This window comes from Mesorhizobium sp. M2A.F.Ca.ET.046.03.2.1, assembly GCF_003952425.1.
Taxonomy (GTDB): Bacteria; Pseudomonadota; Alphaproteobacteria; order Rhizobiales; family Rhizobiaceae; genus Mesorhizobium.
The window spans coordinates 2,681,290-2,703,538 of sequence record NZ_CP034449.1 but is presented as its reverse complement, the minus strand read 5'-3'; the positions used below and the strand labels follow the sequence as shown (position 1 = coordinate 2,703,538).

Genomic DNA, 22,249 nt, shown 5'->3' with positions numbered 1-22,249 from the left:
TTTTGGGGGGTCGCGCATGCTTTCCTTGCTTTTGGAGGGGCGGCACTGCCCCTCACCTGCCTGCCGGTGTCCAGCGGATAGATGGGTAACACTTTGAACCGGATACATAGGTAACAGTTTTCTCTCCCTATGATGCGGTCGCCGCAGCGCCAAGCGGTCGGCTTGGCGCGGCGCTGCGGCGAACCAGTTTCATGTGCTTCTCATCGATGAAGCCGAGCGGATGGGTGTGGAAGCGCATCGTCCACTCGCCATCCTCGGTCTCTTCAATGGCAATCGGTTCGCCGGCCAACGTGGCCGAGACATAGATCTCGGTGCCCCGCCATTTGACCGCGCCGTTCTGGCGCACGCCGCGCACCGCTGCCTCGGTCGGATAATCGGGTTCAGGGGCTGTCTTCGGCATCGGTCGGGTCGAGGGGCGGTAATGCTGTGCCGGGGTGTCCATGCCCAGCGCCTCGTGCGGACGCTCCTCATTGTAGCTGCGCCGGAAGTTCTCGAAGGCCCTGGCTTGAGCCGCTTTGTCAGCCTTCGGTGCATCGGCCATCGGCAGCATGGTCAGATGGAAACGCTCATGGCGCCCGTTCTGCTGCGGCTTGCCTGGCTGGATGCGCTCCAGGGCGATGCCGAGCTTAATGAAGCGCACTGCCAGCGGCGTCAGCCCTGTGACGCCGGCCGACGCAAAGGGTGGGCCATTGTCGCTTCGAATGCGATCCGGCAGACCGTTTTCCTCAAACAATCGCTCAAACACCGGCCACGCCTCCTCGTCGGCCGTCGAGCCCGTCGCCTCGAGCCCCAGCAGGTAGCGGCTCAATGCATCCATCACCGTCAATGGCTCGCAGCGCCAGCCGTCACGGGTCCGGAACCAGCCCTTGTGGTCTACCGTCCACACCGCATTCGGCGCCGCAGGCTCCGGCCATGGCCCATTGCCCACAGCCCGCCAGCGCCGGCGCCGGCGTCCCACAAGACCATGCCGCTTCAGGATCTCGCCAGCTGTCGAGACTGCCGGCCAGCCACAACTGGGCTCCGCCCGCTTCAGCCGCGCTATGATCTTCTTCGGCCCCCACAGCGGATGCGCTTCCTTCTCCGCCACGATCCGCTCCACCAGCTCGGCTGCCGTTGCTCGGCCGTGATCGAGCGGCGCCCGCGGCCGGTCGTGCAGGCCTTCCGGCCCGGTCTCCCGGTAACGCCCAAGCCATTTGTAGCCGGTCTTGCGTGAGATCTCGAAGGCCGCGCAAAGCTGCGTCATCGTCTCCTCGCCAGCTAGGCATTCAACAACAAAACGAAGCCGCTCATCCATGATGCCAGTCTCTCGCCAAACCATCGCCGGTCCTCCCGGCTGGCAAGAAAACTGTCACCCATCTAATCGGTCCATTCTGTTACCTATCTATCCGGTTCGGACACCGGCATCCTCTCCCCGTATAGTGACGGGGAGAGGGACGCTGTCGCCAGCGATTTCGCAAATCGCCGGCGCTACAGAAAGGGCGCCGTCATCGCGGCCAGCCCCTTCTCCCCGTCACTATACGGGGAGAAGTGCCCGGCAGGGCGATGAGGGGCAGCGCCAAACCTCTGTCATTAGCGATAGCGATCGGTGTAGCAACGGCCGTTCCAATGCCGCCAACCCCCGCTTTGCCATCCCCACCTCCTTTCCGCTAGTATGTCGCGGCTTGGATTTGGGGGGATCGGCATGTCGGAAATCGCCACGGGTACGACCTCGTTGCTCAGGGCATCGCTCAGCCGCACCGGCAAATGGGCGGCGAGCTTCGCCTTTATCAGCGGCGCAGTCGGCGATGTGCTCAACCCGCTCGGGCCCTTTGCCGCCTACATTGCCCTGGTCGCGGCCGTCGCGGCCATCATCATCGCCGTCGCCATGGTGCTGCGCCTGGTGCTGGCCGCCAAGGCGATGCCGGCGCTGATCTTCGCCACCAGTGCGGCGGCGATCGCCGGCGGCGTCTACGGCATCCAGCAGGAAACGAATTCGCAGAACGGCGTGATCGCCAACCTTGTGCCGGCCGTCGCCGAGCTGCAGCAATCGCTGGGCATCGTCTCGCAGAAGGTGGCGAAGATCGAGCAGACGGTCACCGAGACGCAGAAAACGGTCGAGGAGGTCATGAAGTCGACCGACACGGTCGCCAAGACCACCGAGCAGATCGCTTCCACCCAGCAACAGCAGACCGCGCAGGGTGCCGAGACGCAGAAGACCGTCGAGGCGGTCAAGCAGACCACGGATACGGTGGCGCAGAAGACTGAGCAGATCGCTTCCGCCCAACAGCAGCAGTCGGCGCAAGGCGCCGAGACGCAGAAGACTGTCGAGGCGGTCAAGCAGACGACCGACACCTTGGCCGCCGGCCAGCAACAGCAGCAGGCGCAGGCGGAAAAGCTGCAGGCGACGACCGAGCAGATCGCCGCTTCGATCGACACGATCGCCAAGGGCTTCGCCCGGCTGGCCCAGGGCGGCGCGATCGCCGATCCGAAGCGTCCCGACGAATTCTACCACAATGCCCGCGTCTATGAGCTCGCAGGCGACATGCTCAACGCCCGCCGCTCCTATCTCGCCTTTGCCGGCTTCGACGTTGACGCCATCGACCCCTATACGCGCTTTGCCACGCTGCTCAGGGTCCAGGACGGCAAGGCCGGCGCCCGCGAAGTGTTCGGCACGCTGACGGAGAAAGCCAAGGCGCCCTCGATCAAGCTCGTGCATCTGTTGCAGTTCGACGACGCGCAGCGGCTCGACAAGCTCAACGCCTTCATCGCGGCCAACCCCGATTATGCGCCGGCTTATTTTCTCCTGGCGCAGGAGTTTTCCGAGGATCGCCTCGGCAGCCAGACGCTGGCCGACAAGCGCAGCGAGGCGCAGGCGCTGAGCAAATTCGTCGCCTACGAGAAGGACGGCGGCCTGCTGAAATATTTCGTCGACCAGACACAACTGGCCGACTGGCTCGACCGCAGCCGCAGCCGGCTGACGGCGTTGGGCGACGTGCTCGACCCGTCGCGCTTCGTGCCGACGCTGACGCCGATGCGCTCCAACGCCGGCTGGTCGATGACGATCTCGCTGCCCGAGCCGGCGACGGCGATCTCCTGGCGCCTTGGCGATTCCGGCCCGTTCACCGACACCGGCCTGATGGCGATGAACGACCAGCGCACCGGCAAGCCGATGCCCAATCCGAGCTTCGAGTTGCCGGACAGCACTGCCGCCACCACCATCGCCATAAAATATCTCGACATCCGCGGCCGCGAGACCGGCCCGTTCGACATCCGCTTCGACCCCGACGGCGCGCTCCAGCAGGAGAACAAGCAGATCCTCGACCAGTTCTGGACGTCGTGGATCGCTTTCGATTCCGGCGGCAATCGTGGCCTGGTCTATTTCACCCAGATGCTCTCCTACCGCTGCGCCATCAAGGAGGTGCATTACAGCCTCAACGGCAGCGCGCTCGACAAGGAGATCAAGATGCCGCCCTGCGACGCAAAGGACCCCTATGCCATTCCCTCCGACTACCAGCCCTATTTCAAGGTCAAGGACGACGTGAAATCGATGGCGGTTCAGGTGACCTATACGGATGGCACGAAGTCGCCGGTGCGGGAGTATAAAAGGCAGTAGGGCTCCACCCTCCCCCTTGTGGGGAGGGTCGATCCGCGCAGAGGATCGGGATGGGGGTCGAAAGGACTCTTTTTGTCAGACCCCTCCCCGTCGACCGGTCTCCGCTTTGCTCCGACCGCTCGCCGAGCCTCCCCGTAAGGGGGAGGGTGAGGAACTGATGCAAAATGCCGATCGCGCTGCTTGCACGGGAGGCATTCGACGGGCTTTGCTCCCCGCGAGAAAAGATTCGCGGGAGGCATTCATGAACACGGTCACGATCGGCGCAAAAGGCATCTCCGTCTCGCTCGATCTCGCCGTCGGCCATATCGCCGCCATGGACATCGAGGCCGATGGCCGCGTTCTGAAGCCGCTGCATCGCGCGCCCTGGGTCGGCGCGCCGCGCGAGACATTGCCCGCGAACCTCCCGGAAGGCACGGTGCGCCTCTCCGGCGATTTCCTCTGCTCACCCTTCTCCGCCAGCGACGTCGAGGCGGCACCCCTGCATGGCTGGCCGGCCAACAGCGAATGGGACGTCGTCGAAAAGGGCGCCATTGCCGGCGGCTGGCGGGCCGTGTTCCGGCTGCGCCGCAAGGTGATGGGCGCCGCCGTCGACAAGGTTTTTACCCTGCGCGACGACCATCCTTTCCTTTACCAGGAGCACGTCTTCTCCGGCGGCTCCGGCGCCATCTCCGTCGCCCATCATCCGATGACGGTCATGCAAGGCGGCGGCCGGCTCGCCTTCTCGCCCAAGCGCGTCGCTGTCACGCCCCCAACGCCGCTGGAGCCCGACCCGGCGCGCGGCCGCTTCATGCTTGCCTATCCGGCCCGCGCCGCCGACCTCACGCAGTTTCCGCTCGCCGCCGGCGGCACCACCGACCTCACCGACTACCGCATGGAAGACAGGCGCGAGGATTTCGTCACGCTGGTCGAGGCGGATCACGGCGGCCCGGGCTGGACGGCGATCGCGCGGCGCGCGGAGAAGGACCTGGTTCTGGTGCTGAAGAACCCGGCCGAACTGCCGGTGACGATGCTGTGGTTCTCGAATGGCGGCCGCGACTACGCGCCCTGGAGCGGCCGCCATCTCGGCGTGCTCGGCATCGAGGACGGCCGCAGCGCGATCGGCCATGCCGCCTCGCTCGGCGACAATTGGCTGAAGCATGAAGGCATGGCCACGGCCTTCGCGCTGGCTGAAGGGCGGTCGGTGTCGTTTCGCCATGTCATCGGCGCGGTTCCGTCCGCCGAGGCCGAGGCGCCGGCCGAGATTGAGGCAGTGGCCGATCGTTTGCGCGTTCTTGCGCCGAACGGCGCGGTGAAGGAGGCGCCGTTCGACAGCGGCTTCCTGCGCATCGGGCGTTCAGCTCCGGCGTAGGGGTTCAGGCGGGGGCGCCTGGGAGTTCGTCATTCCAGGGCGGAGCCCGTGGATGACGAAGGGGGCAGGCGTTCCGGCCAATTTCGAAAGCGGGAGGCTGCCGAACAAGCGGTCGAGCCTCAGTCACCAAGAGCAGGTTTGAAATTTCCACCGACACCCGCCAAAATGCCGGCCGCACCCTTACCGAAGAGGCGCCGATGTCCGAGATCGCCCATATCACTGCCGCCATCTTCAAGCGCGCCGGCAAGGCCAAGCGCTTCGTCGTCGCCATTGCCGGTCCGCCGGGCTCCGGCAAGTCGACACTGTCGGCGAACCTGCATGAGCTTCTGCCCGAAGGCACATCCGAGGTCGTGCCGATGGACGGCTTCCACTATGACGACATCATCCTCAACCGCCGCGGCCTGCGTCCGCGCAAGGGCGCGCCGGAAACCTTCGACTTCGCCGGCTTCGAGACGCTGTTGAAGCGCATCCGCTCCGGCGAACCCGACATCGCCATTCCGGTGTTCGACCGCAGCATCGAACTGTCGCGCGCGGCGGCCGAGATCGTTTCCGCCGACACCAAGTTCATCCTGGTCGAGGGCAATTACCTGCTGCTCGACGAGGAGCCGTGGACGCGGCTGGCGCCATTGTTCGATTTCACCATCTTCGTCGACGTGCCGCGCAATGAGCTCGAGCGCCGGCTGATGGAGCGCTGGCGCGAGCATGGCAAGTCGGATGAGGACGCCCGCGCCTGGATCGCCTCCAACGACATGCCCAACATCGAGCGCGTGCTGGCGCGGCGCCGGCCGGCCGACATGGTCATCGGTCAATGACGGGTCATTGATCAATGATGCTGGTGATTGGTTAACCTGCTCAATTTTCGATATTTTCGGACGGGAACTTTAAGGTTTTCACGCCGTTATCAGCCTATCCCGAATTGTCCGGCGCCGGAGCAATTCCAGGGGAGCGGACAACCGCTTTCCGTCCGGAATTGCGGAAAAGAAGCGAGCAGGAACTGTCAGATGGCAACCAACAGCAGAAAGCCCGTGGCCAAAAAAACCAGGGCCACCCAATCCAGGACGACGCAGGCCAAGGCGGGCGCCGGCCCGGCGATCGCCGAGCGATCGAAAGACGCCAAGCCGGCTTTCGGCAAGGCGGCCCCGAAGAAAGTGACGCCAGGCGTGACCCACAAAGCCGCGGCCCGTAAGGTTGCGGCCCATAAAGTCGAGGCTAAGAGCGCGAAACATCCCAAGTCGGCGGCAAAGAAAGCGGGTCCGATCCGCGCCGTGGCAAGCGTCGCCACAGGAGCAGTCGTCGCGACTGCGCGGCTTGCGGCCTCTATGCTCGGCCGCAGTGGTGCCAAGGCCAAGACGAAATAGCCCTTTTTGCGCGATTCCGGACGGCGAAGTCGCCGAGCCGGACCTTCGCGATTGGCGGTCAAGACAGCTCGGTCGTCATTCCAGGGCGGAGCAAGGAGCGAAGCGACGCGCGCAGACCCTGGAATCCATGCCGTGACGCTAAAGCGTTGCTGCAGTTACAGAATTCTGCACCGTTGCACTCTACGGCAGCGGCCACGGCATGGATACTCGGGTCAAGCCCGAGTATGACGACGTCCTGGGGGTTTCGGCTAATCTCCAACGTGGGCGCTAGCCGCGCCCGCTTAGCCCACCGCTACCTTCAGCCAAAGCGCCGAGCGTCGAAACCAGCCCGGCATGGGCGCGCCCGCAGGACTCTTGTGCCGCACGACTTTACCTGAACCGTCTTCAGCCCTTCGCCGGAATGGTGAGGCCCCTTTTCACCGCCGGCCGCGCCAGGCCGCGCTCCAGCCATTCGGCGACGGTCGGGAAATCATCGAAACCGACCAGCTCGCGCGCTTCGTAGAAGCCGATCAGGTTGCGCACCCAGCCCAGCATCGACACATCGGCGATCGTGTAGTCGTCATCCATGATCCACTTGCGGCCCTTCAGCCGCGTTTCAAGCACTCCGATCAGCCGCCGCGATTCGTCGCGGTAGCGTTCGAGCGGCCGCTTGTCGGCGATCTCGCGCCCGGCGAATTTGTGGAAGAAGCCGACCTGCCCGAAGATCGGGCCGATCGCCGCCATCTGGAAGAACACCCACTGGATCGTCTCGTAGCGCCGTGCCGGATCGGCGGGAATGAGCTTGCCGGTCTTGTCGGCCAGATAGAGCAGGATGGCGCCGGACTCGAACAGGCCGATCGGCTTGCCGCCCGGGCCGTCCGGGTCGATGATGGCCGGTATCTTGCCGTTCGGGTTGAGCGACAGGAATTCCGGCGTCCAGCTCTCGTTCTTGCCGATATCGACATAATGCGGCTCATAGGGCAGGCCGATTTCCTCCAGCGCGATCGAGACCTTCACGCCGTTGGGCGTCGTGGCCGAATAGAGCTGCAGGCGCTCGGGCTGCTTGGCCGGCCAGCGCTTGGCTATCGGAAAGGCGGACAGGTCGGTCATCGGAAACTCCGGATAGGGCTGGCGCCGGGCGGCGCTCACAATGGGTGGCAAACAATACGGCGGGGTGAGGAAGAGTTAGGTCCCCGGCCGGCCGGGATCAATACACCGGCCACCGGCGGCCGATGCACATACAGTCAACCGGGATTGTGATCAGACCGCCTTGAAGGCCAGCACCGCATTGGTTCCGCCAAAGGCGAAACTGTTGCTGAGCGCGGCGCGTATCTTGCGCTCGCGCGCCGTGTTGGGCGTTACGTCGAGGTCGCATTCCGGGTCGGGCTCGCGATAATTGGCGGTCGGCGGCACGATGCCGTCGCGGATCGCCATCACGCAAGCGATCATCTCCAGCCCGCCGGAAGCGCCGAGGCAATGCGCATGCATCGACTTGGTCGAGGACACGGAGAGCGAAGGGGCGTGGTTGCCGAAGACGCGCTTGATCGCGGCGGTCTCGATCTGGTCATTGGCCTTGGTGCCGGTGCCATGCGCGTTGAGGTAGTCGACGTCTTCCGGATTGAGCCCGGCATCCGCCAGGCAGAAACGCATCGCCGCTTCCGGTCCCTCGACGGTCGGCGCGACGATGTCGGAGGCATCGGCGGAAAGCCCGACGCCGGCGATCTCGGCCAGGATGGTGGCGCCGCGCGCCATCGCGTGATCGTAGCTTTCCAGCACCGCCATGCCGGCGCCTTCGCCAAGCACGAGGCCCGCGCGGTCGGCCGAGAATGGCCGGCACGTGTCGGGCGAAAGCACCCTGAGCGCCTCCCAGCCCTTGAGCACGCCCCACACCAGCGGCGCTTCGGTGCCGCCGGCAACCATCACGTCGGCGCGGCCGAGCCTGATCTGGTCGACCGCCGTGGAAATTGCATGGTTGGCCGATGAGCAGGCCGAGGTGGCGCCGAACACAGGGCCGCGCAGCCCGAGCGCCATGCTCACCTGCCCGGCGGCCGCGCCCGGCATCACTTTCGGCACGGTGAAGATGGCGGCGCGGTTGCGCCCCTCGAGCAGGATCGCGCGGTAATTCTCCTCGATGGTCTCGAAGCCCGCGACGCCGATGCCGACGATCGCGCCCATCCGGTAGGTGTTGTCGGCATGTGCCGTCAGTCCGGACTGCCGCATGGCCTCGCGCGCGGCGATCACCGCCAGCAGGCTGAAACGGTCCATCGAGACGACCTGCTTGCGGTCGATGCCATGTTCGGGCAGTTCCTTGATTTCGCAGCCGGTCTTGACCTTGAGGTCATGCAGCGACGGATTGTCGATCGGGCCGATCGCCGAGCGGCCGGCGCGCATGGCGTCCCACATGGCCGGCACATCGTTGCCAAGCCCGCAAATCCCGCCAATACCGGTGATGACGATGCGTTTTTGCATGCAGTCAGGCTTTTTTCGCGATCAGTTCGCGAACCGCCTCGACCATGTCGCCGACGTTCTTCAGGTTGCTCCAGGCATCGACCGTGTTCATCTCGATCTCGATGCCGTACTTCTCCTCGAGATCGAAGATGATCTCGGTCAATTCCAGCGAATGGATGCCGAGCGTTCCGAGATCGGTGCTGGCGGTGATTTCCTCACCGCCGGTGTCGGCATGCGCTTTGATCTTTTCGATGATCTCGGTCGTCAGCTGGTCAGCCATTCGGTTCCTTCCCTGTCGTTTTCCCGACGCCAACTGATCAGCGCCCTTTTTTGGTCCCCGGATCCAACAACGCCGTTGCCCTTACCTCGCCAGACACCGCGCGACCGCTCCAGGGTGGCTTCCCTCTATAGAAACCAAAACGATGTCAAGCAACAAGCGATATATCGACAAAGCCGCCGGAGTGCTTAACCTGGAAACGTGGACACGATCGACAACGCCCTGACACCCGCCTTGCCTTTGGCCGGCGCTCCTTTGCCTGCCGCGCAACGTGTTGCCGGGCGAGCCAGGCTTTTCTGCGGCAAGAGCGATGGTCGGACGCGCCTGCAGCGGCTCTACCAGGACGGATCGGCCAAGATCCGCCTGCCGGCGGTGCAGGGCGATCCGCTCGAGGCGGTGCTCATCAACACGGCCGGCGGAATGACCGGCGGCGACCGCCTCGGCTGGACGATCGAGGTCGGCGCCGAGGCCTCCGCCTCCATCACCACCCAGGCCTGCGAGAAGGTCTATCGCGCCGCCGCCGACAGGGCCGAGACAAGCGTCGGCCTGCGGGTTGGGCCGGGCGGGCGCCTCGCCTGGCTGCCGCAGGAAACCATCGTTTTCGACCGCGCCGCCTTCGCCCGCACGCTGGATGTCGATCTCGCGGAGGATGCCGAGGCGCTGGTGCTCGAAGCCACGCTGTTCGGCCGGCTGGCGATGGGCGAGCGGACGGTTCGAGGCAGCTTCCACGACCGCTGGCGGGTCCGCCATGGCGGCGCGCTGGTCCATGCGGAGGATTTCCGGATCGGTCCGGATATCGCGGCAACGTTGCGGCGGCCGGCGGCGACCGGCGGCGCGCTTGCCATCGCGACGCTGCTGCTCGTTTCGCCGCAAGCGGAAAGCCTGCTCGAGGCGGCCCGCGCCATCATCGGCGATCGCGGCATCGGCGGCCCCGTTATCAGTGACTGCGGCGGCGCCAGTTTCTGGAGCGTCGGCCGATCTGGCAAGCTTCTTGCGAGGCTCACCGCCGGCGACGGCTACCAGCTCCGCAAGCGGTTGGTTCCGCTCGTCGAACTGCTCAATGGACGGGCGGGTCTGCCTAAATTGTGGTCACTTTGATCTGAAATACCGGGACATTGCATGAATCTTACGCCGCGTGAAAAAGACAAGCTGCTCATCGCCATGGCGGCGATGGTGGCGCGCAAGCGCCTGGAGCGTGGCGTCAAGCTCAACCATCCCGAAGCCATCGCCCTGATCACCGACTTCGTCGTCGAAGGCGCCCGCGACGGCCGTCCCGTCGCGGAACTGATGGAGGCCGGCGCTCACGTCGTCACCCGCGCCCAGGTCATGGACGGCATCGCCGAGATGATCCACGACGTCCAGGTCGAGGCGACGTTTCCCGACGGCACCAAGCTGGTGACCGTGCACGAGCCGATCAGGTAAAGCGCCGATCCGGTGAGGAGGAAGACCGATGCTGGAGCTTAGGCCAAATTGCGAATGCTGCGACAAGGATCTGCCGCCGGAGGCGACGGATGCGCTGATCTGCACCTTCGAATGCACCTTCTGCGCCGACTGCGTGGACAATGTGCTGGGCGGTGTCTGCCCGAATTGCGGCGGCAATTTCGCGCCGCGGCCGATCCGGCCGGCAGGCAAGCTGACGAAATATCCGCCATCGACCAGGCGCGTGCCCAAGGCCGAAGGCTGCGGCCCGCGCAAGGCCGCTTAACTAGGTCAATTGGAAAGGGCAGAAAGATGATCCCCGCCTCCACGAAACGCAACACGCTCGCCGTCATCCTGTTGCTGGCGGCGGCGATGCCCGCTTACGCCCATGTCGGCGCAGGCTCCACCTCTTCTTTTGCCGCCGGTTTCGTGCATCCGCTGTCCGGCCTCGACCACATGACGGCCATGGTCGCCGTCGGCCTGTGGGCGGCGATGAAGGGCGGCAAGGCGCTCTGGGCCTGGCCGCTGGCCTTCCTCGGCGTGATGCTGGCCGGCGGCGCGCTCGGCATGCTGCATGTGCCGGTGCCTTTCGTCGAGCCGGGCATCCTCGCTTCCGTCGTGGCGTTCGGCCTGCTGGTGGCGCTGGCGATCGACCTGCCGGTCTCGGCCGGGGTCGCCATCATCGGCCTGTTCGCTCTGTTCCACGGTCACGCCCATGGCGCCGAGGTGCCTGAAAACGCTGCCGGCCTCGAATATATGGCTGGCTTTGCCGCCGCCACCGCGCTGCTCCACGGTGTCGGCATGGCAGCCGGCCTTCGGCTTGGGTGGCGTTTCCGCGGCCTGGCGCGCGCCGCCGGCGCCGCTTGCGCGACGATCAGCGTCGGCCTTTCCGTCGGCATGGTGTGAGGGCGCGATGATCCCTGGTGAAGTTATTGCGGCCAAAGGCGAGATCGACCTCAACAAGGGCCGGCCGACCGTCACCCTCAAGGTCGCCAACAGCGGCGACCGTCCGATCCAGGTCGGCAGCCATTATCATTTCTTCGAGACCAATGAGGGCCTGAAATTCGACCGCGAGCGCGCGCGCGGCATGCGGCTGGATATCGCCGCCGGCACGGCCATGCGCTTCGAGCCGGGCCAGGAACGCGACGTCACGCTGGTGCCGCTGGGGGGAAAACGCGAGGTCTATGGCTTCCAGCAGAAGGTGATGGGCAAGCTGTGAGGTCCGCCGCCGCGCTCAAATCACTTCGGAGGCCATCACTTCGGGGGCTTGGCGGCCGCGTAGATGACGACCTTCCCCGGATTGTCGAACTCCACGGCGAGCACGTCCTCGGCCTGCACGCGCCGGGAATCGATCGCGTTGAAGAGCAGGGCGTTCGCCTCGATCTCCTGGCGCAGCTCGGCGACATCGTCCTGATGCTGCTTCATTTTGTTCTCGATGGCCGGCGGCGGCCCGCCTTCGCTGCGCGCCGCATCGGTCAGGAACACGATGTCGACCCTGTCGAGCTTGGTGGTCTTGCGCACCGTGCCGATATTGTCGCGGGTCCGGTCGATGGCGGTGATGACTTTTCCGGCCTCCGTCCTGGAGAGCGCCTCTTCCTGGCGGACATCGGAATCGACGATCGCGGCGGCAGGCTTGTCGCTGCCCAGCGGCTGCGCAGCGGACGCGGCATGGGGCGCGGCGACCGCGAAAAGCGCGGCAACAACCACGGAACTCCATCTTGCAAAACGCCGGCCATTCGCCATCGCTCGCTCCTGACTGACCTCGTGGCGGGGCGAAAACAGCGAAACGGTCCGGCCTGGCCGCAGGTTCCCTTCGAAAGCCTGGCGGCGGACCGAGAGGCGGCCCGCATTCCCTTCAAAATATGGTTGGCGGACCACATGGCGGCCCGCCTGGGCGCGCGATCAGCTCGCCTTCTTGGTGATCAGCGTCAGTGCGCCATTGGGCTGCATGCTGGCGGCAATCACCTGCGCCGAGCTCATGCCCTTGGCTTCGAGCGCGGATTTCACCTTGGGCGTCGCGTCGATCGACTTGCGCAAGGTCTGCAGGCCGGCGTCGCCGCGCTGCGCCACGATCTGGTTGACCTGCGTCTGCGCATCCTTGGGCAGTTCGGTGATGTCGACGACGTTGACGCTCTGGATCGCCGGCGCCGCGGACTGGGCTTTCGGCGCGGCGGGGGCGGTCGGTGCCGGGCTGGGCGTCGGCTGCTGCTGGGCGCCGGCAGCGCCCGCCATCAACAAGCTGGCGGCTGCGGCGACAAGTATCGCGTTGCGCATGGATATTCCTTCCATCGGATTGGGAGTGATTCCGCCCGCCTTAACGGCCCGATGGGAACGCTGAAATGGGCGCTCAAAGTGTCGGCGAGCGGGTCATTGCGTGACCGTTGGGTGGCGACAATGTGTGCCCCACGCACAAACAATTGGAATTTCGGGAGCGATTGCTGATGGCCAGGATAAGCCGCGCCGCCTATGCGCAGATGTATGGACCGACGGTCGGCGACAAGGTGCGGCTTGCCGACACCGAGCTGTTCGTCGAGGTCGAGAAGGACCTCACCGTCTACGGCGAGGAAGTGAAATTCGGCGGCGGCAAGGTCATCCGCGATGGCATGGGCCAGAGCCAGGTGACGCGGGCAGGGGGCGCCGTCGACACCGTCATCACCAATGCGCTGGTGGTCGACGCGCTTGCCGGCATCGTCAAGGCCGATATCGGCCTGAAGGATGGCCGCATCGCCGCGATCGGCAAGGCCGGTAATCCGGACACGCAGGATGGCGTCACCATCATCATCGGCCCTGGGACCGAGATCATCGCCGGCGAAGGCAAGATACTGACGGCCGGCGGCTTCGACGCGCATATCCATTTCATCTGCCCGCAGCAGATCGAGGAAGCGCTGATGAGCGGCATCACCACCATGCTGGGCGGCGGCACCGGCCCGGCGCATGGCACCTTGGCCACCACCTGCACGCCCGGCCCCTGGCACATGGCGCGCATGATTCAGTCCTTCGACGCCTTCCCGATGAATATCGGTCTGTCGGGCAAGGGCAACGCGTCAAAGCCGGCGGCGCTGGAAGAGATGGTGCTGGCCGGCGCCTGCTCGCTGAAGCTGCATGAGGATTGGGGCACGACGCCGGCCGCCATCGATTGCTGCCTGTCGGTCGCCGAAGCCTACGACGTGCAGGTGATGATCCACACCGACACGTTAAATGAATCGGGCTTCGTCGAGAACACGGTGGCGGCCATCAAGGGCCGCACCATCCATGCCTTCCACACCGAAGGGGCGGGCGGTGGCCACGCGCCCGACATCATCAAGGTCTGCGGCCTGCCCAACGTCATCCCGTCCTCCACCAACCCGACCAGGCCCTACACGGTCAACACGCTGGCCGAGCATCTCGACATGCTGATGGTCTGCCATCATCTGTCCCCGTCGATCCCCGAGGACATCGCCTTCGCCGAAAGCCGCATCCGCAAGGAGACGATCGCGGCGGAGGACATCCTGCACGACATCGGCGCCTTCTCGATCATCTCCTCGGACAGCCAGGCCATGGGCCGGGTCGGCGAGGTGGCGATCCGCTGCTGGCAGACCGCCGACAAGATGAAGCGCCAGCGCGGCGCGCTGCCCGACGAAACCGGCGACAACGACAATTTCCGCGTCCGCCGCTACATCGCCAAATACACGATCAATCCGGCCATCGCGCACGGCCTGTCGAAGGAGATCGGCTCGATCACCGTCGGCAAGCGCGCCGATCTCGTGCTGTGGAATCCGGCCTTTTTCGGCGTCAAGCCGGAGATGGTGCTGGTCGGCGGCTCGATAGCCGCTGCCCCCATGGGTGATCCGAACGCCTCGATCCCGACGCCGCAGCCGATGCACTATCGGCCGATGTTCGGCGCCTATGGCAAGGCGCTGACCAACTCCTCGGTCACCTTCGTCTCGAAGGCGGCGCTTGACGCCGGCCTGCAGGGCAGGCTTGGCGTCGACAAGGCAATGGTCGCGGTCGAGAACACACGCGGCGGCATCGGCAAGCATTCCATGGTGCTCAACGACGCCACGCCGCATGTCGAGGTCGATCCCGAAACATACGAAGTGCGGGCCGACGGCGAGCTCTTGACCTGTGAGCCGGCCACCGTGCTGCCGATGGCGCAGCGGTATTTTCTGTTTTGACGGGCGGCTGGTCCGATTGACGGGCAAATGGCGTTGCGGCTCGCGCGCGCAGATCGCAATATGCTGCAGAGCAGCAGCATTGTGATCGGGCATGGCCACCGAAATCGCCTCGCAGCACGACATCTTCCCGCATATCCGCATCGTCATGGGCATGGTGATCGGCCTCGGAGTCACCCGCCTGCTTTCGGGAACTGCCCGCATCGTCCAGCATCCCGGCCAATACCGGCTCTATGCGGTGCATCTCGCCTGGGTCGCCTCGGTGCTGTTGATGCTGGTGCATTTCTGGTGGTGGGAGTTCGGCCTCTACGCCATCGAGAACTGGACCTTCGGCAAATATCTTTTCATCATCTTCTACGCCATCACGCTGTTCCTGCTCTGCGCGCTGCTGTTTCCGGATTCGATGCTCGATTACACCAGCTACGAGGACTATTTCTATTCGCGCCGCGCCTGGTTCTTCGGCCTGCTCGGCTTCACCTATCTGCTTGATGTGATCGACACGCTGCTCAAGGGTCCGGAGCATTTCGCCCGCTTCGGCAACGAATATCTGTTCCGCACGCCGGTCTTCGTGGCGCTGTGCATCGTCGCGATCCTGGTGCGCGATCGCCGCTTCCACATCGCTTTCGTCGCGGCCGCGCTGATCTATCAGATATCGTTCATCCTGCGGCTGTTCGACACCATCGTCTGAGCGTTCGCGATGCGGTAGGGTTCTCGGAAAGGCAAGGGTTCAACCATGTACAAGGCTGTCGGATCGCGCGGCTCCCGCGTCAGCCGGGTGCTCTGGATGCTCGAGGAGCTCGGGCAGCCCTACGCGTTCGTCGAGGTCAAGCTGCGCTCGCCGGAAGCCTACGCGCTCAACCCTTCAGGCAAGGTGCCGATCCTGATCGACGACGACCTGAAAATCACGGATTCGGCGGCGATCTGCGTCTATCTGGCCGACAAGCATGCCGACAAAGGCATGGGCGCCAATCCGGGCGTTGCCGGGCGCGCCGAGATGGATTCATGGATGCATTTCGCCCAGAGTGAGTTGGAAGCCCCGCTATGGAACAAGCTGCGCCACCGCTTCCTGCTGCCGAAGGATGTTCGGGTCGATGTCGGCCCGGCTGCGGCGTATGATTTCGCATCCGAAATAAAGGCGCTGGACCGCCGACTTGGCGACAAGCCCTATGCCTTGGGCGACCGCTTCTCGGCCGTTGACGTCTTGCTTGGCGATATGGGCGGCTGGGCGCGTGCCGGCCGCTTTCCGATCGAATCCGACCGGGTGAATGCCTATTTCGACCGTGTCCTCAGGCGCCCTGCACGCGCCCGCGCCCAAGCCAATGGCGGAGCCATGAAATGAAGCTCAACATCACCACCGATTTCACCAAGTTTCCACGCGCTGTCTCGGTGCTTGTCGCCGGTGATCCCGGATTGACGACGCCCTATGACAAGGCCGTGCTGCCGCATGACGAGCGCCATCTGCGCCGCCGCGCCATCGAGACGGCGGCCGGCGACAAGGTGCTGGTCGACCTGCCTGAACCGGTGGCGTTGAACGATGGCGACCGGCTGGTGCTGGAAGACGGCCGCCAGCTCGAAATCGTCGCAGCACCCGAAGAGGTCTACGACATCCGCGCCCGCGACGCCGTTCATCTCACCGAGCTCGCCTGGCACATCGGCAACCGCCACCTCGCGGCGGCGATCGAGCCGGACCGCCTCGTCATCCTGCGCGACCATGTCATCAAGGCGATGCTCGAAGGCCTCGGCGCCAAGGTGCATGAGGTTTCGCAGCCGTTCAGCCCCGTGCGCGGCGCCTATTCAGGGCATGGCCACGATCACGGCCATTCGCATGATCACGATCATGACCACCATGGCCACGATCACGGCCACGCGCATGACCATCATGATCATGACCATGGGCACGATCATCACGATCACGACCATCATCATCACAGCCACCACCATCACCATGACTGAGCAGCTTTCCACTGTCGCGCTGCTACGGCTGATGGCCTGGTTGTCGCCGGCCTTTCCGGTCGGCGGCTTCTCCTACAGCCACGGGCTCGAGCGCGCCGTGCACGATGGATTGATCGCAAATCGTGACGATCTCGCCGGCTGGCTGGAGACGCTGGTCGAGATCGGCTCGGGCTGGAACGACGCCGTGCTGTTCGCCGAAAGCTGGCGTCGTGCGCGCGATGACGGCGACCTCAACAAAGTCGCCGCGCTGGCCGAGGCGCTTGCCGGCTCGCGGGAGCGTCATATGGAGACAATGCTCCAAGGCGCGGCCTTCCTCAAAGCGGCATCTGCCTGGCCGTCTCCGGTGCTTGAACGGTTGCCGGCCGACTGCCCCTATTGCGTTGCGGTCGGCGCCGTTGCCGGCAGCAGCGGTATCGGCCTTTCGGATGCGCTTTCCGCCTTCCAGCAGGCTTTCTTCTCCAATCTTGTGCAAGCGGCGATAAGGCTCGGTGTCGTCGGCCAGGTCGATGCCATCGCATTGTTAGCCGGCTTCGAACCTCTGGCGCTGTCGGTTGCGTCGCGCGCCGCCGCTTCCAGCCTGGACGATCTGGGCGGCTCGGCCTTCATGTCCGACATAGCGGCGATGCAGCACGAAACGCAATATTCCAGGCTGTTTCGCTCATGACCGTGCTTGCCGTCATCCTCTCCTTCGTGCTGCTTTTGATTACCACGCTACATGTCTATTGGGGCATAGGCGGCATCTGGCCGGGTACGGACCAGGCCTCCTGCGCCCGCGCCGTCGTCGGCTTCCGCGGCATCGATGAGATGCCGTCGTCCTTCGCGAGTTTCGCCGTCGCCGCGTGCCTCGCGCTCGCGACGCTCTGGCCGCTGGCGCTGGCCGGCGTCTTTGCGACGCCGTTTCCACGGGAAGGCCTTGCGGCCACCGCGTTGATGATCGGCCTCGTCTTCCTCGGCCGCGGCATAGCCGGCTTCACGCCTTGGTGGCGCAGGCTTACGCCGGAGCAACCTTTCGCGCGGCTCGACCAAAGTCTCTATTCGCCGCTCTGCCTGTTGATCGGGCTGGGCTTTGTCATTCTCTCTATCTCGGAGTTCCCGGCATGACGTCGAAAAACGGTCCTCTTCGCATCGGCATTGGCGGCCCCGTCGGCTCCGGCAAGACGACGCTCACCGAAAAGCTCTGCAAGGCGTTGCGCGACGACTTCTCCATCGCCGTCGTCACCAATGACATCTACACCAAGGAGGACGCGATGATGCTCGCGCGGCTGCAGGCATTGCCGGAGGAGCGCATCGTCGGCGTCGAGACCGGCGGCTGTCCGCACACCGCCATCCGCGAGGATGCCTCGATCAATCTGCGGGCGATCGCCGAGCTGAACAAGAAATTCCCCGACCTCGACATCATCTTCATCGAATCCGGCGGCGACAATCTCGCCGCCACCTTCTCGCCCGACCTCGCCGACCTGACGCTCTATGTCATCTCGGTCTGCCAGGGCGAGGAAATTCCGAGGAAGGGCGGCCCGGCCATTACCCGCTCGGATTTCCTCATCATCAACAAGAGCGATCTCGCGCCCTATGTGAACGTGAACCTCGATGTCATGGAGAGCGACGCCGGCCGCATGCGTGGCAAGCGGCCCTTCGGCTTCACCGATCTGTCGCGCGGCAAGGGCTTGCAAGACGTGATCGACTTCATCGTCGAGCAGGGCGGGCTGCAATCGGCGCGCCCGGCGGCTTGATCCGCTGAGCCATCGATTATCGGTTGCTGGCAGCGGCGTCGCACGGCATTCTCATCCAAACAGGAGGATTTTCGATGAGCCTTGCCCGCCTGCACAAGGAACCGCTGAGCAACCTGCCCTATTACGAGGAGCGGGTCGATCTCGCCGCCGCCTTCCGCTGGACCGCGCGGCTCAACATGCATGAGGCGGTGGCCAATCACTTCTCACTGTCCGTCAACGAGGACAGCACGAAGTTTCTGATGAACCCGAACCAGGTGCATTTCTCGCGCATCAAGGCGAGCGACTTGCTCCTGATCGATGCCAACGATCCCGACACGCTCTCCGGCCCCGACGCGCCGGACCCGACCGCCTGGGGCCTGCACGGCGCCATCCATCGCAACGTCCCGCATGCGCGCTGCGCCATGCATGTCCATTCGATCCACGCCACGGTACTTGCCTCGCTCGCCGATTCGACGTTGCCGCCGGTCGACCAGAACTCGGCCATGTTCTTCAACCGCCATGTCGTCGACGCCAATTATGGCGGGCTGGCCTTCGAGGAAGAGGGCGAGCGTTGCTCTCAGCTTCTCACCGACCCCAAGGTCAAGGTGATGGTCATGGGCAATCATGGCGTCATGGTCATCGGCGACACGGTCGCCGACACCTTCAACCGCATGTTCTACTTCGAGCGCGCCGCCGAGACTTACATCAAGGCGCTGTGGACCGGGCGCCCGCTGCGCACGCTCTCCGACGAGATCGCCGAGAAGACCGCGCGCGAGATGGACGACTACCCCGGCCAGGCCGAGCGCCATCTGGCCGAGCTGAAAGCGATCCTGGACGAGGAAGAGCCGGTTTATCGGAATTGAGCGGCCTTTCCTTCTCCCCGTTTTACGGGGAGGTCCGAAGGACCGGATGAGGGGCAGCACCGACCTTCGGGGTTAAAGCCCCAACTGCGCCCGCAGCTCTTCAGCGCTGTTGATCACAATCGCGCCGGCCGGGCCGTCCATCGGCGCCTCCGGCCAGAAGAGCGTCTTCATGCCGGCAGCCAGTCCGGCCATGGCGCCCGTCAGGCTGTCGTCGACGGCGAAAGCATCCGCCGGGTCGACGCCGGCGAGATAAGCGGCGCGCAGGAAGGGTTCGGGAAGCGGCTTGCCGTCGATCACATCGTTGCGGCTGACCGTCATCATGCCCGGATAGGTGAGGCCGACGACGCGCAGATTGGCATCGACGATCAGCCGGTCGGAATTGGACACCACCGCCTGCTCTACGCCGAGCGCGCGCAATTCGTTGAACACCTCGATCGCGCCGGGGCGTGGCTTCAGCGTTTCCGCCAGCGGCAGGTAGTGATCGTATTTGCGCACGATCCAGTCGTCGAAAGGCAGGTCGAGGCCGAATTCGTCGCGCAGCATCTCGTAGACCGGCCATGCGGCGATGCCCAGCACGCGCTCATGCAGGTCGTGCGGCGGGGCGATGCCGACGCTGCGCAGCGCCGCCACAAGGGCTGCCTCATGCAAGGGCTCGCTGTCGACCAGCGTTCCGTCCATATCCCAGAATACGGCTTTCGGCGTCATGCGCGGCTCCTTCGCCGATCCCCTTAATCGGTTTCCCGCCGGAGATAAACCGTCCCGCCGGCAAATGGTTCGGGGCGTGACGGCAGATCTTCGGGAGGCCTGTGGGGCGCCCAAGCAATTGCTCTTTCGATAGACAATTGCGCGCCGGCATATTCGCTGTAAGCTATGGCGCCCGTTTCAGCGTTCTTGCGGGCGGGGAGGCAGGACGTGAGTTTGCGACAGGAAACCGGCAGCACCAGGTTGGACGATGCCGCGCGCGCCGGCTGGCTTTATTATGTTGCCGGCAACACGCAGGACCAGATCGCCGCCAAGCTCGGCATCTCCAGGCAGACGGCGCAGCGGCTGGTGTCGCTGGCGATGTCCGAAGGGCTGATCAAGGTGCGCGTCGATCACCCGATCGCCAACTGCCTCGACCTAGCCGCCCGACTGAAATCGCGTTTCGCGCTCGATCTTGTCGAAGTGGTGCCGAGCGATCCGGCGTCGAACTCGACGACGATCGGCATCGCCGAGGCGGCAGCGGCCGAGATCGAGCGCCGGCTGCGCTCGGAAGCCCCCATCGTCATGGCGATCGGCACCGGGCGCACGCTGAAGGCGGCGATCGAGCAGCTGCCGCCGATGGACTGCCCGCAGCACAAGGTCGTGTCCCTGACCGGCAACATCTCGCCCGACGGCTCGGCCGCCTTCTACAACGTCATCTTCACCATGGCCGACCGCGTCAAGGCGCGGTCCTTCCCGATGCCGCTGCCGGTCATCGCCTCCTCGCCAGAAGAGCGCGAGATGCTGCTCAACCAGCCGATGATCCAGCCGACGCTGGCGCTGGCCGCGGAAGCCGACGTCACCTTCGTCGGCATCGGCGATCTCGGGCCCAAGGCGCCGCTCTACGAGGACGGCTTCATTTCCGAAAGCGAGCTGAAGGCGCTGCAGAAAGCCGGCGGCATCGCCGAGATCGTCGGTTGGGTGTTCGACCGCGAAGGCCGCATGATCGAAGGGATCACCAACGACCGCGTGTCGTCCGCCGCGCTGCCGTCGCGGGAAAAATCGCTGGTCATCGCCTTGGCCATGGGCGACCGCAAGCTGCCGGGCATTTTGGCCGCCGTCAACCGCCGGCTGGTCAATGGCCTCATCACCGACGAACGGACGGCCGAAACCCTGCTTGCCGGCTGATGGCCATAAAAGAAGCCGGCTATTGCGAGGGTCCGCGCGGATCATTGCCGTCGAGAAAACCCATGTCGCGCTGCAGATGCTCGGATAGTTCCCGAACATCGATGTAGCCGCGCCTGCGGCCCGAAAACTTTGCAAATTCCCGTACCAGCATGAAAAACCAGCCGCGTGCGGGGGTGGAAACGAGTTTTTCCTGTACCGTGACCATGATCGTCAGCCTTGAACTGGATTGATCGTTGATCCCAAATATCGGTCTGGCTGGTTCGTGCTTCCAATTAAACCTCGATCATGACCCATAAGGAGGCCTTATGCCCGATCTGACCCCTCCGCAGCTTGCGCCGCTGCCGCCGCTGCAGGCGATCCGGGTGTTCGAAGCGGTGGCAAGGCACCTGTCCTTCACCAAGGCGGCGCAGGAATTGGGCATGACCCAGGCGGCCGCGAGCTACCAGATCAAGCTGCTGGAGGAACGCATCGGCGCGCCGCTGTTCCTGCGCCGGCCGAAGCAGATCGAGTTGACCGGACCCGGCCAGCGCCTGGCGCCTGCCGTCAGCGAAGCCTTTTCCATCCTGGGTCAGGCTTATGCCGCGGCGCGCGGCGGCGCCGACGGACTGCTTTGCGTCACCACCGTGCTGACCTTCGCCTCGAACTGGCTGGCCCAGCATCTGGGCTCATTCCAGATCGCTCATCCAGCACTCGCCGTGCGGCTCGACACGTCGAGCCGCCTGACCGATTTCGCGCGCGAGGATGTCGATATCGCCATCCGCTCCGGCGGCGGCAAGTGGCCGGGCCTGGAAGCGCATAAGCTGCTTGATGCCGATTTCACCCCCATGCTGAGCCCCAAGCTCGCGGCGAGCATAGGCGGCGTCAAGGAGCCGGCCGACCTGTTGCGCCTGCCGATCCTCGACCCCGGCGACGTCTGGTGGTCGCAATGGTTCGAGGCCGCCGGTGTGACCGGCCATGATCTCGCCAAGCGGCCGGGTTCTAGCATGGGCGCGCAGGCCTATGAGGCGAATGCGGCGATGGCGGGCCATGGCGTGGCGATCCTGACCAGGGCGCTGTTCAAGAACGAGATCGCCGACGGCCGTCTGATCCAGCCCTTCGATCTCGTCGGCGATGACGGCCATGCCTATTGGCTGGTCTATCCGACGGCGCGTCGCAATGTGCCGAAGATCCGCGCCTTCCGTGACTGGATCCTCGCCGAGATCGCCTGCGCGTAAGCCGACTGCTCTCAGCCTTCCTCGCCAAGATCCTGGCCGCGTCGCCGGGTCGGGGTTCACGTTTCTGCT

Annotated in this window: 27 protein-coding genes; 19 read left to right on the top strand and 8 right to left on the bottom strand. The window is 64.9% G+C overall.

What is annotated here, in order from left to right:
• Positions 1 to 127 precede the first annotated feature (127 nt).
• The gene (locus tag EJ072_RS12775) at positions 128 to 1,318 is read right to left on the bottom strand and encodes an integrase core domain-containing protein (protein ID WP_126080021.1); all 1,191 of its coding nucleotides are present in this window, start codon (positions 1,316 to 1,318) and stop codon (positions 128 to 130) included.
• A gap of 363 nt (positions 1,319 to 1,681) precedes the next feature.
• On the opposite strand from EJ072_RS12775, the gene EJ072_RS12770 reads away from it, so the two are divergent.
• The 4 genes from EJ072_RS12770 (at position 1,682) to EJ072_RS12755 (ending at position 6,298) form a co-directional block, all read left to right on the top strand.
• Positions 1,682 to 3,592 (top strand): methyl-accepting chemotaxis protein, encoded by a 1,911-nt coding sequence (locus tag EJ072_RS12770; protein WP_126080020.1) that lies wholly within the window; start codon positions 1,682 to 1,684, stop codon positions 3,590 to 3,592.
• Positions 3,593 to 3,833: 241 nt separating this feature from the next.
• The gene (locus EJ072_RS12765; protein ID WP_126080019.1) at positions 3,834 to 4,940 is read left to right on the top strand and encodes a hypothetical protein; all 1,107 of its coding nucleotides are present in this window, start codon (positions 3,834 to 3,836) and stop codon (positions 4,938 to 4,940) included.
• A 197-nt stretch (positions 4,941 to 5,137) separates the two neighbouring features.
• Positions 5,138 to 5,752, top strand: coding sequence for a nucleoside triphosphate hydrolase (locus tag EJ072_RS12760; protein WP_126080018.1), 615 nt, complete (start codon positions 5,138 to 5,140; stop codon positions 5,750 to 5,752).
• 213 nt (positions 5,753 to 5,965) lie between these two features.
• Positions 5,966 to 6,298, top strand: coding sequence for a hypothetical protein (locus EJ072_RS12755; RefSeq protein ID WP_348633084.1), 333 nt, complete (start codon positions 5,966 to 5,968; stop codon positions 6,296 to 6,298).
• 384 nt (positions 6,299 to 6,682) lie between these two features.
• Here the strand turns inward: EJ072_RS12755 and EJ072_RS12750 are convergent, their stop codons facing one another.
• From EJ072_RS12750 to EJ072_RS12740, 3 genes are all read right to left on the bottom strand, one after another.
• Positions 6,683 to 7,387: a glutathione S-transferase N-terminal domain-containing protein gene (locus EJ072_RS12750; RefSeq protein WP_126080016.1), complete on the bottom strand. Its 705-nt coding sequence runs from the start codon at positions 7,385 to 7,387 to the stop codon at positions 6,683 to 6,685.
• Positions 7,388 to 7,537: 150 nt separating this feature from the next.
• Positions 7,538 to 8,746, bottom strand: a complete 1,209-nt coding sequence (locus EJ072_RS12745; protein WP_126080015.1) for a beta-ketoacyl-[acyl-carrier-protein] synthase family protein — start codon at positions 8,744 to 8,746, stop codon at positions 7,538 to 7,540.
• Between the two features lie 4 nt (positions 8,747 to 8,750).
• Complete coding sequence (locus EJ072_RS12740) at positions 8,751 to 9,005, bottom strand: acyl carrier protein (RefSeq protein WP_041003067.1); 255 nt, start codon at positions 9,003 to 9,005, stop codon at positions 8,751 to 8,753.
• A 252-nt stretch (positions 9,006 to 9,257) separates the two neighbouring features.
• Between EJ072_RS12740 and EJ072_RS12735 the strand changes: the two genes are divergently transcribed.
• From EJ072_RS12735 to EJ072_RS12715, 5 genes are read left to right on the top strand one after another with little or no spacing between them, the layout of a single operon-like run.
• Entirely contained in the window at positions 9,258 to 10,100 is an 843-nt protein-coding gene (locus EJ072_RS12735) for an urease accessory protein UreD (protein ID WP_245467357.1), read from the top strand.
• 21 nt (positions 10,101 to 10,121) lie between these two features.
• Complete coding sequence (locus tag EJ072_RS12730) at positions 10,122 to 10,424, top strand: urease subunit gamma (protein WP_041003069.1); 303 nt, start codon at positions 10,122 to 10,124, stop codon at positions 10,422 to 10,424.
• A gap of 28 nt (positions 10,425 to 10,452) precedes the next feature.
• Positions 10,453 to 10,707 carry a DUF1272 domain-containing protein gene (locus EJ072_RS12725; RefSeq protein ID WP_126080014.1) on the top strand — a complete coding sequence of 85 codons (255 nt, stop codon included), beginning with the start codon at positions 10,453 to 10,455 and terminating at the stop codon, positions 10,705 to 10,707.
• A 26-nt stretch (positions 10,708 to 10,733) separates the two neighbouring features.
• Positions 10,734 to 11,327 carry a HupE/UreJ family protein gene (locus EJ072_RS12720; RefSeq protein WP_126080013.1) on the top strand — a complete coding sequence of 198 codons (594 nt, stop codon included), beginning with the start codon at positions 10,734 to 10,736 and terminating at the stop codon, positions 11,325 to 11,327.
• Positions 11,328 to 11,334: 7 nt separating this feature from the next.
• Positions 11,335 to 11,640, top strand: coding sequence for an urease subunit beta (locus EJ072_RS12715; protein ID WP_126080012.1), 306 nt, complete (start codon positions 11,335 to 11,337; stop codon positions 11,638 to 11,640).
• A 35-nt stretch (positions 11,641 to 11,675) separates the two neighbouring features.
• Here EJ072_RS12715 and EJ072_RS12710 read toward each other — a convergent pair whose 3' ends face one another.
• Together EJ072_RS12710 and EJ072_RS12705 are read right to left on the bottom strand one after the other, a co-directional pair.
• Entirely contained in the window at positions 11,676 to 12,164 is a 489-nt protein-coding gene (locus EJ072_RS12710) for a hypothetical protein (RefSeq protein ID WP_126080011.1), read from the bottom strand.
• A gap of 159 nt (positions 12,165 to 12,323) precedes the next feature.
• Entirely contained in the window at positions 12,324 to 12,695 is a 372-nt protein-coding gene (locus tag EJ072_RS12705) for a hypothetical protein (protein WP_126080010.1), read from the bottom strand.
• A gap of 164 nt (positions 12,696 to 12,859) precedes the next feature.
• Between EJ072_RS12705 and ureC the strand changes: the two genes are divergently transcribed.
• The 8 genes from ureC to EJ072_RS12665 all read left to right on the top strand — a co-directional run bounded on the left by ureC (position 12,860) and on the right by EJ072_RS12665 (position 19,097).
• On the top strand, positions 12,860 to 14,575 hold the full coding sequence (gene ureC / locus EJ072_RS12700) for an urease subunit alpha (protein WP_189343353.1): 1,716 nt from the start codon (positions 12,860 to 12,862) through the stop codon (positions 14,573 to 14,575).
• A 91-nt stretch (positions 14,576 to 14,666) separates the two neighbouring features.
• Positions 14,667 to 15,260 (top strand): hypothetical protein, encoded by a 594-nt coding sequence (locus EJ072_RS12695; RefSeq protein ID WP_126080008.1) that lies wholly within the window; start codon positions 14,667 to 14,669, stop codon positions 15,258 to 15,260.
• A 45-nt stretch (positions 15,261 to 15,305) separates the two neighbouring features.
• Positions 15,306 to 15,911: a glutathione S-transferase family protein gene (locus EJ072_RS12690; protein WP_126080007.1), complete on the top strand. Its 606-nt coding sequence runs from the start codon at positions 15,306 to 15,308 to the stop codon at positions 15,909 to 15,911.
• Entirely contained in the window at positions 15,908 to 16,525 is a 618-nt protein-coding gene (ureE, locus tag EJ072_RS12685) for an urease accessory protein UreE (RefSeq protein WP_126080006.1), read from the top strand. The genes EJ072_RS12690 and ureE overlap by 4 nt, the downstream gene beginning before the upstream one ends.
• Positions 16,518 to 17,189 (top strand): urease accessory protein UreF, encoded by a 672-nt coding sequence (locus EJ072_RS12680; RefSeq protein ID WP_348526199.1) that lies wholly within the window; start codon positions 16,518 to 16,520, stop codon positions 17,187 to 17,189. The genes ureE and EJ072_RS12680 overlap by 8 nt, the downstream gene beginning before the upstream one ends.
• The gene (locus EJ072_RS12675) at positions 17,186 to 17,626 is read left to right on the top strand and encodes a DUF3995 domain-containing protein (protein WP_126080005.1); all 441 of its coding nucleotides are present in this window, start codon (positions 17,186 to 17,188) and stop codon (positions 17,624 to 17,626) included. The genes EJ072_RS12680 and EJ072_RS12675 overlap by 4 nt, the downstream gene beginning before the upstream one ends.
• Positions 17,623 to 18,255, top strand: a complete 633-nt coding sequence (ureG, locus tag EJ072_RS12670) for an urease accessory protein UreG (protein ID WP_042637471.1) — start codon at positions 17,623 to 17,625, stop codon at positions 18,253 to 18,255. The genes EJ072_RS12675 and ureG overlap by 4 nt, the downstream gene beginning before the upstream one ends.
• Positions 18,256 to 18,329: 74 nt before the next feature.
• Positions 18,330 to 19,097, top strand: coding sequence for a class II aldolase and adducin N-terminal domain-containing protein (locus EJ072_RS12665; protein ID WP_126080004.1), 768 nt, complete (start codon positions 18,330 to 18,332; stop codon positions 19,095 to 19,097).
• Between the two features lie 72 nt (positions 19,098 to 19,169).
• Here the strand turns inward: EJ072_RS12665 and EJ072_RS12660 are convergent, their stop codons facing one another.
• Positions 19,170 to 19,802 (bottom strand): HAD family phosphatase, encoded by a 633-nt coding sequence (locus EJ072_RS12660; protein WP_126080003.1) that lies wholly within the window; start codon positions 19,800 to 19,802, stop codon positions 19,170 to 19,172.
• A gap of 207 nt (positions 19,803 to 20,009) precedes the next feature.
• Here EJ072_RS12660 and EJ072_RS12655 point away from each other — a divergent pair, with 207 nt between their 5' ends.
• Positions 20,010 to 20,966: a sugar-binding transcriptional regulator gene (locus tag EJ072_RS12655; RefSeq protein WP_126080002.1), complete on the top strand. Its 957-nt coding sequence runs from the start codon at positions 20,010 to 20,012 to the stop codon at positions 20,964 to 20,966.
• Positions 20,967 to 20,985: 19 nt separating this feature from the next.
• Here the strand turns inward: EJ072_RS12655 and EJ072_RS12650 are convergent, their stop codons facing one another.
• Positions 20,986 to 21,171, bottom strand: coding sequence for a hypothetical protein (locus tag EJ072_RS12650; RefSeq protein ID WP_126080001.1), 186 nt, complete (start codon positions 21,169 to 21,171; stop codon positions 20,986 to 20,988).
• A 100-nt stretch (positions 21,172 to 21,271) separates the two neighbouring features.
• Here EJ072_RS12650 and EJ072_RS12645 point away from each other — a divergent pair, with 100 nt between their 5' ends.
• Positions 21,272 to 22,180, top strand: a complete 909-nt coding sequence (locus EJ072_RS12645) for a LysR substrate-binding domain-containing protein (RefSeq protein ID WP_126080000.1) — start codon at positions 21,272 to 21,274, stop codon at positions 22,178 to 22,180.
• Positions 22,181 to 22,249 lie beyond the last annotated feature (69 nt).